The sequence below is a fragment of the Staphylococcus sp. LKG4-2 genome (assembly GCF_050955665.1).
Taxonomy (GTDB): Bacteria; Bacillota; Bacilli; order Staphylococcales; family Staphylococcaceae; genus Staphylococcus; species Staphylococcus saprophyticus.
In genome coordinates, this window is the sequence record NZ_CP194532.1 from 167109 (window position 1) to 178543 (window position 11435).

The 11435-nt window shown below is 34.3% G+C and carries 9 protein-coding genes; 5 read left to right on the forward strand and 4 right to left on the reverse strand.

All coding sequences use genetic code 11. The features are described from left to right. Position 1 precedes the first annotated feature (1 nt). The 4 genes from mnmG to rpmH all read right to left on the reverse strand — a co-directional run bounded on the left by mnmG (position 2) and on the right by rpmH (position 4082). Positions 2 to 1879, reverse strand: coding sequence for a tRNA uridine-5-carboxymethylaminomethyl(34) synthesis enzyme MnmG (gene mnmG / locus ACM6UH_RS00805; protein WP_433911974.1), 1878 nt, complete (start codon positions 1877 to 1879; stop codon positions 2 to 4). A 16-nt stretch (positions 1880 to 1895) separates the two neighbouring features. After that, a complete protein-coding gene (gene mnmE, locus ACM6UH_RS00810; RefSeq protein WP_103301806.1) occupies positions 1896 to 3275 on the reverse strand; it encodes a tRNA uridine-5-carboxymethylaminomethyl(34) synthesis GTPase MnmE in 1380 nt (459 codons plus the stop codon). Positions 3276 to 3437: 162 nt separating this feature from the next. After that, positions 3438 to 3785 (reverse strand): ribonuclease P protein component, encoded by a 348-nt coding sequence (gene rnpA / locus ACM6UH_RS00815; protein ID WP_011304029.1) that lies wholly within the window; start codon positions 3783 to 3785, stop codon positions 3438 to 3440. A gap of 159 nt (positions 3786 to 3944) precedes the next feature. After that, on the reverse strand, positions 3945 to 4082 hold the full coding sequence (rpmH, locus tag ACM6UH_RS00820; RefSeq protein ID WP_000240855.1) for a 50S ribosomal protein L34: 138 nt from the start codon (positions 4080 to 4082) through the stop codon (positions 3945 to 3947). A gap of 731 nt (positions 4083 to 4813) precedes the next feature. Between rpmH and dnaA the strand changes: the two genes are divergently transcribed. From dnaA to gyrB, 5 genes are all read left to right on the forward strand, one after another. Further along, positions 4814 to 6181, forward strand: coding sequence for a chromosomal replication initiator protein DnaA (gene dnaA / locus ACM6UH_RS00825; RefSeq protein ID WP_048787564.1), 1368 nt, complete (start codon positions 4814 to 4816; stop codon positions 6179 to 6181). 247 nt (positions 6182 to 6428) lie between these two features. After that, positions 6429 to 7559 (forward strand): DNA polymerase III subunit beta, encoded by a 1131-nt coding sequence (gene dnaN, locus ACM6UH_RS00830; RefSeq protein WP_047505101.1) that lies wholly within the window; start codon positions 6429 to 6431, stop codon positions 7557 to 7559. Positions 7560 to 8108: 549 nt separating this feature from the next. Beyond that, a complete protein-coding gene (gene yaaA, locus ACM6UH_RS00835; protein ID WP_171914394.1) occupies positions 8109 to 8342 on the forward strand; it encodes a S4 domain-containing protein YaaA in 234 nt (77 codons plus the stop codon). Then, on the forward strand, positions 8339 to 9454 hold the full coding sequence (gene recF / locus ACM6UH_RS00840) for a DNA replication/repair protein RecF (RefSeq protein ID WP_011302011.1): 1116 nt from the start codon (positions 8339 to 8341) through the stop codon (positions 9452 to 9454). Before yaaA ends, recF begins: the two co-directional genes overlap by 4 nt. A gap of 12 nt (positions 9455 to 9466) precedes the next feature. After that, on the forward strand, positions 9467 to 11401 hold the full coding sequence (gene gyrB / locus ACM6UH_RS00845; RefSeq protein ID WP_172439369.1) for a DNA topoisomerase (ATP-hydrolyzing) subunit B: 1935 nt from the start codon (positions 9467 to 9469) through the stop codon (positions 11399 to 11401). Positions 11402 to 11435: the final 34 nt, after the last annotated feature.

An 11435-nucleotide genomic window follows, 5' to 3' on the forward strand; every position in this document is an offset into this window, starting at 1 on the left:
CTTAGTTATTCACCCTTTGGATTTTACCTTGTTCAAGATATACAAGTAAAATTGAAATATCGGCTGGATTGACACCAGATATACGTGAAGCTTGTGCAATATTGAGCGGCTTAACTTCTGCTAATTTCTCACGTGCTTCAGTCGCTAAACTATCTACCTTACTATAATCTAGATCTTCTGGAATTTTCTTCTCTTCCATACGTTTAACTTTTTCAACTTGTTGTAAAGATTTATTGATATAACCTTCATATTTAGTTTGAATTTCAACTTGTTCTTCAACGTCTGAAGGCAATTGATGTGATTCATCTAAAATTTCTAGAATTAAATCGTATGTCATTTCAGGACGACGTAATAATTCTAAAGCAAGGATACCGTCTTTCAAACGAGACCCGCCTTGAGCCTCAATAATCTCTTGCACACGGTCGTTTGGTTTGACGCGAATGCCATTTAGACGTTCTTGTTCTGCTTTAATCATAGCGCGTTTTTCATTAAAACGTGCATAGCGTTCCTCTGAAATCATACCTAATTCATAACCTAAGTCTGTTAGACGTAAATCAGCGTTGTCATGTCTTAATAATAGACGGTATTCAGCACGAGAAGTTAATAAACGATAAGGTTCGTTTGTACCTTTGGTAATTAAATCATCAATTAATACACCAATATAGGCATCTGAACGACTTAATATAACTTCATCTTTAGCTTGAACACGTGCTGCTGCATTGATACCAGCCATGATACCTTGTCCAGCCGCTTCTTCATAACCTGATGTCCCATTAATTTGGCCAGCAGTGTATAAGTTTTTAATTTTTTTAGTTTCAAGTGTTGGCCATAATTGTGTTGGAACTAACGCATCATACTCGATGGCATAACCTGCACGCATCATATCTGCTTTTTCTAAACCAGGAATCGTTTCTAACATTTGACGTTGCACATGTTCAGGTAAACTTGTTGATAGACCTTGGACATAAACTTCGTTTGTATTTCTACCTTCTGGTTCTAAGAATAGTTGATGGCGTGGTTTGTCATTGAATCTTACAAATTTATCTTCAATGGATGGGCAATATCTTGGACCAGTACCTTTGATCATACCTGAATACATTGCTGATAAATGTAAGTTATCATCAATCACTTGGTGTGTATCACCATTTGTATAAGTTAACCAACATGGCAATTGATCTAAAATATATTCTGTTGTTTCAAAGCTGAAGGCTCTTACAACATCATCACCAGGTTGGATTTCCGTTTTAGAATAATCAATCGTTTTGGCATTTACACGCGGTGGTGTACCTGTTTTAAATCTAACGACTTCAAAACCTAATCCTCTTAAGTTATCAGCTAGAGAGATTGAAGGTAATTGATGGTTTGGACCACTTGAATACTTCATGTTACCTAAAATGATTTCACCGCGTAAAAATGTACCTGTTGTAATAATAACTGCCTCTGACCAGTATTCTGTACCGATATTTGTTCTTACACCTTTAATGACATCATCTTCAATAATGAGGTCATCTACCATACCTTGCATGATATCAAGGTTTGCTTCATCTTCAATTACTTTTTTCATTTCTTGTTGATACAAGACTTTATCTGCTTGAGCACGTAACGCTCTTACTGCTGGACCTTTACCAGTATTTAACATACGCATTTGAATGTGCGTTTTATCAATGGTTTTCGCCATTTGACCACCTAATGCATCGATTTCACGTACGACAATACCTTTTGCTGGACCACCCACTGATGGGTTACACGGCATAAAAGCAATATTATCTAGGTTAATCGTCAACATTAACGTTTTGGCACCACGACGTGCTGAAGCTAATCCAGCTTCAATACCAGCATGTCCGGCTCCTATTACTATCACATCATATTCTTGAGCCATTATTATTTCCTCCTTATTATTTTCCTAAACAGAATTGACTAAATAACTGGTCAATTAATTCATCACTTGCAGATTCACCGATAATCTCACCTAAAATTTCCCATGTTCTTGTTAAGTCGATTTGTACCATATCCATCGGTACACCTGATTCTGCTGCATCTATTGCATCTTGAATGGTATTTCTTGCTTGTTTCAATAATGAAATATGTCTTGAATTAGAAACATAAGTCATATCTTGGTTTTGAACATCGCCACCAAAGAATAAATCTCTAATTTGAATTTCTAATTGATCAATACCTTCTTGTTTGAGCATCGATGTCTGAATCAATGGCATATCGCCAATCATATCTTTGACTTCATCAAGATCTAAATGCTTGTCTAAATCCATCTTATTAACAATAACAATCGCATCTTCATTCTTAATCACTTCATACAACTTACGATCTTCATCTGTTAATCTTTCATTATAATTAAGTACAAATAGTATTAAATCCGCTTCGCCTAAAGCTTTTCTTGATCGCTCTACACCAATACGTTCGACGATATCTTCTGTATCACGTATACCTGCTGTATCGACAAGTCTTAATGGTACACCACGGACATTAACATATTCTTCTAAAGTATCTCTTGTAGTACCAGGCACTTCAGTCACAATGGCTTTATTATCTTGAATGAGGTTATTGAGCATCGATGATTTACCGACATTAGGCTTACCTACGATAACCGTAGAAAGCCCTTCTCTCATAATCTTCCCTTGTGTACCTGTATCGAGTAATTTATTAATTTCTGTTTTAATTTCATTTGATTTCCCTAATAATACCTCTGTAGTCGCATCTTCGACATCATCATATTCTGGGTAATCTATGTTCACTTCGACTTGAGCAAGGATTTCGAGAATGGATTGTCGCTGTCGTTTTATCATATCACTTAAACGACCTTCTATTTGATTCATTGCAACTTTAGACGCACGATCGGTTTTAGAACGAATAAAATCCATCACTGCTTCTGCTTGAGATAAGTCTATTCTGCCATTTAAGAAAGCACGCTTTGTATATTCACCTGGATCAGCCATACGGGCTCCATAGGTCATCGTCAATTCTAGTATTCTATTAATTGTTAAAATACCACCATGACAGTTAATTTCGACAATATCTTCACGTGTGAACGTCTTTGGTGCACGTAGTACGGAAACCATAACTTCTTCCACCACTTCGTTCGATTCAGGATCAATAATATGACCATAGTTAATCGTGTGAGACGTTACATCTTCAAGTCTTTCTTTACCTTTATAAAGTTTATCTGCAATATCTACAGCATCTACACCTGATAAACGTACAATACCAATTGCACCTTCACCCATTGGTGTTGATATACTCGTTATCGTATCTAAATCCATCATCCATCTCGCCTCCTTTTCGACTTCATTTTTATCATTATAATATTGTAAATAGTTTCCTATTAAAAAGCGAGTATCTTGTTTACCATTTCTCAAAAGTTAGTCTTCAGTTTGTCTGAGGTAAGACTTACTTCTGTCTAATATCTGCTTCCCCTACCCTACTTAAACACGCTTATTAAATACCTTTGCTATTTTGAGTACATGTTCCAAACTCGCTTGTATTTGTAATGTGTCCATATCTTTTGCTGGTTGCCTCGCTATCACAATAATATCCATTGGTAAGATATCTTCTTTATGGATTTTAAAATTTTCGCGAATGGCACGTTTAATTCTATTTCTTACGACTGCATTACCTAACTTTTTAGAAACACTAATACCTAAGCGAAAATGATTCAACGCTTTATTAGGTTGCGTATATATTACAAATTGTCTATTTGCAACTGATTTCCCTTTCTTATAAATAAACTGGAAATCACTATTTTTTTTTATTCGGTAAGCTTTCTCCACCAAGCATCACTCACTTATCATATCTTTTCAATACATATACCAACGAACCTTATGTTTCGTTCTATTCATTCGTTATCATAAATTAATAGTAGAAATCTACGTAATTTTCAGCAATTTTACTTCACTAAAACCAAAAAAAAGACCACTGATGAGTCAGTGATCTTATGCTGATAATACTTTACGGCCTTTACGACGACGACGCGCCAACACTTTACGACCATTTTTTGTGCTCATGCGTTTTCTGAAACCATGAACTTTACTATGTTTACGTTTATTTGGTTGATAAGTACGTTTTACCATGCAAAAACACCTCCATCTTTATTCGGTTCTATACTATTATAATAGATAAATTAATATACGCTTCTGCTTCAAGTCTTGATTTAACTGTTATTAATTTCTAGTCATAATTCAAGCAACTACTACAATATAACAAAATCTATTTTATAAAGCAAGTCTCAATTTAAGTGACTGATTTAAAATATATGAGTTACATCATACACTTCCTTTATTATATTACAATCAAGCATTTACTATGTTTCACTCCAAAAGTGCTTCTGTCTATGCAGATACTCCCCTTTTGCAGCACCCCTGCATTTATCCATTTTGTGTTATACATTTTTCATACAATCTTTATAAATTATTTCCCAAACCCACAAACACCTTAAAATTTGGTATACTGTCTATTGCTCAAAGTTATCCACTTATACACAACGCTATACCTCAAATTTGTGGATAAGTATAATGTTATTCACAGAGTTCCTCAACATTTAAGAACATATTCACACCCATTTGACAGAGGTTGTTGTTAAAAAGTATAATTGTGTGGATAAATTATGTAGATATTGATTGCTACAGGGTTTAAATTAATAAATTATACAACAAAAGCCTGTGTATAAATCACAGTTAGGTAATAGTTATCCACTGATTGTGCGTAACTTGTGGATAATCATCAACAGCCTGTGATTCTTTTTATTTGTACCTGTTGTTTTTGTGTATAACTTTAAAATTTATGAAAGTTGGAGTTTGTTATTATGTCAGAACAAGAAATTTGGGAAAAAGTTCTAACCTTGGCTCAAGAAAAAGTAAGTAGTGCAAGCTACCAAACATTTCTTAAAGATACAAAATTGTTTAAACTGCAGAATGAGCAAGCGATTGTAGTTACTGATGACGATTTTGTTGCTAATTGGTTAAAGATGAATTACGCAGAAATTATTAAAGCTGCTTTATATGAAGCAATTGGTCATGAGATAGCACCAGTCTTTTATACTGAAGAAGAGCTAAAAAGCTTACATACAAGTGAGCAAAAAGAAGAAAATCAACCAGAACAACCAGCCAAAAAGTATACGCCAGGCGTTGATGAAGCTGTCATTGGCGGTGAACAGTTCAATACACATAATACGTTTGAAACATTTGTCATTGGACCAGGTAATAGATTCCCTCATGCTGCAAGTCTTGCAGTGGCAGAAGCACCAGCTAAAGCGTATAATCCATTATTTATTTATGGTGGCGTTGGTTTAGGTAAGACCCATCTAATGCATGCGATTGGTCATTATGTATTGGATAACAATCCAGACGCTAAAGTTATTTATACGTCTAGTGAAAAATTTACAAATGAATTTATTAAGTCCATTCGTGATAATAAAACTGAACGTTTTAGGGAAAAATACCGTAATATCGACGTTTTATTAATTGATGATATTCAATTTATTCAAAATAAAGAACAAACTCAAGAAGAATTTTTCCATACATTTAATGAATTACATCAAGCAAATAAGCAAATTGTAATTTCTAGTGATCGACCTCCAAAAGAAATTGCTAAACTAGAAGATCGTTTACGTTCACGTTTCGAATGGGGATTAATCGTAGATATTACGCCGCCTGATTATGAAACAAGAATGGCGATTTTACAGAAGAAAATTGGCGAAGAAAATCTTAACATTCCAACTGAGGCGCTTACTTACATCGCTAATCAAATTCAGTCTAATATTCGTGAACTTGAAGGTGCATTAACACGTGTCTTAGCTTTTTCAAAATTACAGGGACAACCCATTACGACTGAGTTAACAGCTGAAGCACTTAAAGATATTATTCAAGCACCTAAATCTAAAAAAATCACGATACAAGATATTCAGAAAATTGTTGGTCAGTATTATAGTGTAAGAATTGAAGATTTTAGCGCTAAAAAACGAACAAAATCCATCGCTTATCCGCGTCAAATTGCAATGTACTTATCACGTGAGTTAACCGATTTTTCATTACCAAAAATTGGTGAAGAGTTTGGCGGTCGTGATCATACAACGGTTATTCATGCACATGAAAAAATAGTTAAAGATATACAAAATGATTCAACTTTTAAACAAGAAGTTGAAAATTTAGAAAAAGAAATAAGAAACCAATAAAACAAACTGTACTATAACAGATTAATCGTAGGTATTTTGAGGAATAGTTAATAGAGGAATTATAAACGTTATTGTGGATAATGTTAAAAAGTCATACACACAGTGCACAAGTTATCCACAGTCTTTAATCGACGTCACTGTTCACTAAAATTAACTTATCCCCTAATCCACAAGCCCTACTACTATTACTACTGTCTTAAAACCTATATAATTTAATATATAAACGACTGGAAGGAGTTTAATAAAGATGGAATTCACAATAAGAAGAGATTATTTTATTAATCAATTAAATGACACACTTAAGGCCATCTCACCAAGAACAACATTACCTATCTTAACTGGTATCAAAATTGAAGTTAAAAACAACGAAGTTATACTAACTGGTTCTGATTCAGAAATCTCAATCGAAATCACCATTCCTAAACAAGTCGATGGTGAAAATATTATTGATATTGCTGAAACCGGATCAGTCGTGCTTCCTGGTCGTTTCTTCGTAGACATTATAAAAAAATTACCAGGTAAAGAAGTTAAACTTTCTACAAATGAACAGTTCCAAACACTTATTACATCTGGACATTCTGAATTTAACTTAAGTGGTTTAGACCCAGATCAATACCCGTTATTGCCACAAGTTTCTCGTGATGATGCGATCCAATTATCAGTTAAAGTGCTTAAAAACGTTATCGCACAGACTAATTTCGCAGTGTCCACCTCAGAAACACGCCCAGTACTTACTGGTGTCAACTGGCTTATACAAGAAAATGAATTAATATGCACAGCTACTGACTCGCACCGCTTGGCTGTAAGAAAGGTAGCATTAGAAGATGACTCAGAAAATAAAAATGTCATCATTCCTGGTAAAGCATTATCTGAGTTAAATAAGATTATGTCAGACAGTGAAGAAGACATCGATATTTTCTTTGCTTCAAATCAAGTGTTATTCAAAGTGGGTAACGTAAACTTTATTTCACGTTTATTAGAAGGTCATTATCCTGATACATCTCGTTTATTCCCAGAGAATTACGAAATTAAATTAGGAATTGATAATGGTGAATTCTATCATGCCATCGATCGTGCATCATTATTAGCACGTGAAGGCGGCAATAATGTCATTAAATTAAGTACAGGTAATGAACTTGTAGAATTATCTTCAACATCACCAGAAATTGGTACGGTAAAAGAAGATGTTAAAGCAAGTAATGTAGATGGTGGCAACCTAAAAATTTCATTCAACTCAAAATATATGATGGATGCTTTAAAAGCCATTGATAACGATGAAGTGGAAGTAGAATTTTTCGGTACAATGAAACCATTTATTTTAAAACCAAAAGATGATGATTCAGTTACACAACTCATCTTACCGATTAGAACGTATTAATCGTATTGTTAAATAGATCAACGCAATAACTTTTCTCATAAAAGTGCAACTTAACAGGAACAAGCCTTTGAAATCTTAGTGATTTCTGGTTTGTTCCTGTTTTTATTTGAAAAAAGAGTCTGAGTTTAAAAGCAGATACTAAGAGATAATTAGAAATTTGCTAATGTTATTAATTAATTTCATGATTAAAGACATTTAAAGGGCAAATATAAGCATTTTGAACATTTTCTTAGGGGAAAATGCTTAAAAGTAATAAAAGTGTCTTAAAACAGCTCTAAATGCAAAATAAATATAGTCCGTATATCATACATAAATTTTTAAGCAGATTAAGGTATTTAGTGAAAATTAATATTATTTGTAAAGAATGCCCATATAATGTATTTATTTTTGATATAATATGACATTATGAAACAACGTTAAAAATAACTTTGAAACTAATTATTTAAAAATAGTTAAAATAAGTTAAAAGAAATCGCTTACTCACTGTATTTTGCATGAAATTTTCCGCAAAAAAAGGTATAATATATAAGTGAGCTTAAAAGAAATGGAGTGATTGATTTGGTTGAAGAGGTAATTGTTGATGGAGACATTACTTTAGGGCAATTTCTAAAGACAGAAGGTATTATCGAATCTGGCGGACAAGCAAAATGGTTCTTACAAGATTTTGATGTCATGATCAATGATGAGCGTGAAACGCGTCGCGGTAAGAAATTAAATCATCGAGATAGCATTGTCATACCAGAAGTCGGTTCATTTTTGATATTACATCAAGGTGAAGAATGAAATTAAAGACACTCCAGTTACAAAATTATCGTAATTATGAGTCGATTTCCTTAAATTGTCATCCCGATGTCAATATATTGATTGGTGAAAATGCCCAAGGGAAGACTAATTTATTAGAATCTATTTATACATTAGCACTAGCTAAAAGTCACAGAACGTCTAATGACAAAGAACTCATACGTTTCGATAGCGACTATGCTAAAATAGAGGGGGACCTTAGTTATAGATATGGTGAGATGCCTTTAACGATGTACATCACTAAAAAAGGTAAACAAGTCAAAATCAATCACTTAGAACAAAGTAGACTGACCCAGTATATTGGGCACTTGAACGTCGTTTTGTTTGCGCCTGAGGATTTAAATATTGTCAAAGGATCACCGCAGATTAGACGTAGATTTATAGATATGGAACTTGGACAAATCTCAGCAGTATATTTAAATGATTTGTCACAGTATCAACGTATTTTAAAACAAAAGAATAATTATTTGAAGCAACTGCAATATGGACAAAAGACAGACAGCACCATGCTTGAAGTCTTAAACCAACAATTTGCAGAATACGCACTCAAAATTACGCTAAGACGTGAACATTTTATTAATGAACTTGAATCACTAGCGAAACCTATCCATTCTGGGATTACAAATGAACGTGAAACATTGTCTTTAAACTATTTACCTAGTATTAAACTAGAAAATAAAGATAAAAGTGAGACGGAACGCTTAGAGGAAGTCTTAACGATACTTAATGACAATATGGAACGAGAAAAAGATCGAGGTGTGTGTTTATACGGACCTCACAGAGATGATTTAGGTTTTAATGTGAATGGAATGGACGCTCAGACTTATGGCTCGCAAGGTCAACAAAGAACTACTGCACTATCAATCAAACTCGCTGAAATTGAGTTAATGAATATTGAAGTAGGTGAGTATCCAATTCTATTGCTAGATGATGTATTAAGTGAGTTAGATGATTCACGTCAATCTCATTTATTGAGCACTATTCAACATAAAGTGCAGACTTTTGTTACTACGACATCCGTAGACGGTATAGAACATGAAATTATGAAAAACGCTAAACTTTATCGCATTAATCAGGGCGAAATTATAAAGTAATGGAAAGTGAAGGTGGAAGCAGTGTCAGATGTGAACAACACGGAAGATTATGGTGCTGGACAGATTCAGGTATTGGAAGGTCTAGAAGCGGTACGTAAAAGACCAGGTATGTATATTGGTTCAACTTCAGAAAAAGGTTTACACCATCTTGTATGGGAAATTGTCGATAACAGTATCGATGAAGCACTTGCAGGTTATGCCGACACAATTGAAGTTGTAATCGAAAAAGATAATTGGATTAAGGTAACGGATAATGGCCGTGGTATACCTGTTGGCATTCAAGAAAAAATGGGACGTCCTGCAGTTGAGGTTATTCTAACTGTATTACATGCTGGTGGTAAATTCGGTGGCGGCGGTTATAAAGTTTCTGGTGGTTTACATGGTGTAGGTTCATCAGTAGTAAACGCGTTATCAGAAGATCTTGAAGTATACGTGTATAAAGACCGCAAAGTTTATCATCAAGGTTATAAAAAAGGTGTACCTCAATTTGACTTGAAAGTCATTGAAGAAACAGATGATGATAATACAGGTACAGTCATTCGTTTTAAAGCGGATTCTGAAATTTTCACAGAAACGACAACATATCATTATGAAACATTACAACAACGTACAAGAGAGCTTGCGTTCCTAAATAAAGGTATTTCAATTACTTTAAGAGATGAACGTGGTGAAGAAGTTCGTGAAGACACATATCACTATGAAGGTGGTATTAAATCTTATGTTGAAATGCTAAATGAAAACAAACAGCCTTTACATGAAGAACCTATTTACGTGCATCAAACCAAAGAAGATATTGAAGTTGAAATTGCTTTACAATACAACAAAGGTTTTGCAACAAACTTGTTGACGTATGCGAATAATATTCACACATATGAAGGTGGTACACACGAAGAAGGTTTCAAACGTGCACTATCTCGTGTACTTAATAGTTACGGATTAAATAGTAAAATTATCAAAGAAGATAAAGAAAGACTTTCAGGTGAAGACACACGTGAAGGTTTGACAGCAATTGTTTCAATTAAGCACGGTGATCCACAATTTGAAGGACAAACAAAAACAAAATTAGGTAACTCTGAAGTACGTCAAATCGTTGATAAACTATTCTCTGAGTTATTTGAGCGTTTCTTATATGAACATCCTCAAGTAGGCCGTATTGTAGTTGAAAAAGGTATCATGGCTTCACACGCACGCCTTGCTGCGAAAAAAGCACGTGAAGTTACGCGCCGTAAATCAGCATTAGAAATATCAAGCTTACCTGGTAAATTGGCGGATTGCTCTAGTAAAGACCCATCACGTAGTGAAATCTTTATCGTCGAGGGTGACTCTGCCGGTGGGTCTACAAAATCCGGTCGTGATTCAGAAACACAAGCGATATTACCATTGCGTGGTAAAATCTTGAACGTTGAAAAAGCACGTTTAGATAGAATTTTAAATAATAACGAGATTCGTTCGATGATTACGGCATTTGGTACGGGTATTGGTGGCGAATTTGATTTAAGTAAAGCACGCTATCATAAGATTGTCCTTATGACAGATGCTGATGTCGATGGTGCACATATTAGAACATTGTTATTAACATTCTTCTATCGCTTTATGAGACCATTGTTAGAAGCAGGATATGTGTATATTGCACAACCACCTTTATTCAAACTGACACAAGGTAAACAAAAATACTATGTCTTTAATGAACGTGAATTAGAAAAACTTAAAGCTGAGTTAGAACCAACGCCAAAATGGTCGATTTCACGTTACAAAGGTCTTGGTGAAATGAATGCGGATCAATTATGGGAAACTACCATGAATCCAGAAAATAGAGCCATGTTACAAGTATCATTGGATGATGCGATTGAAGCGGACCAAGTCTTCGAAATGTTAATGGGCGACGTTGTAGAGAACCGTAGACAGTTTATTGAAGATAATGCAGTCTATGCCAACTTAGATTTCTAATACGATGAACTGAATTTTTGAAGGAGGATATCTT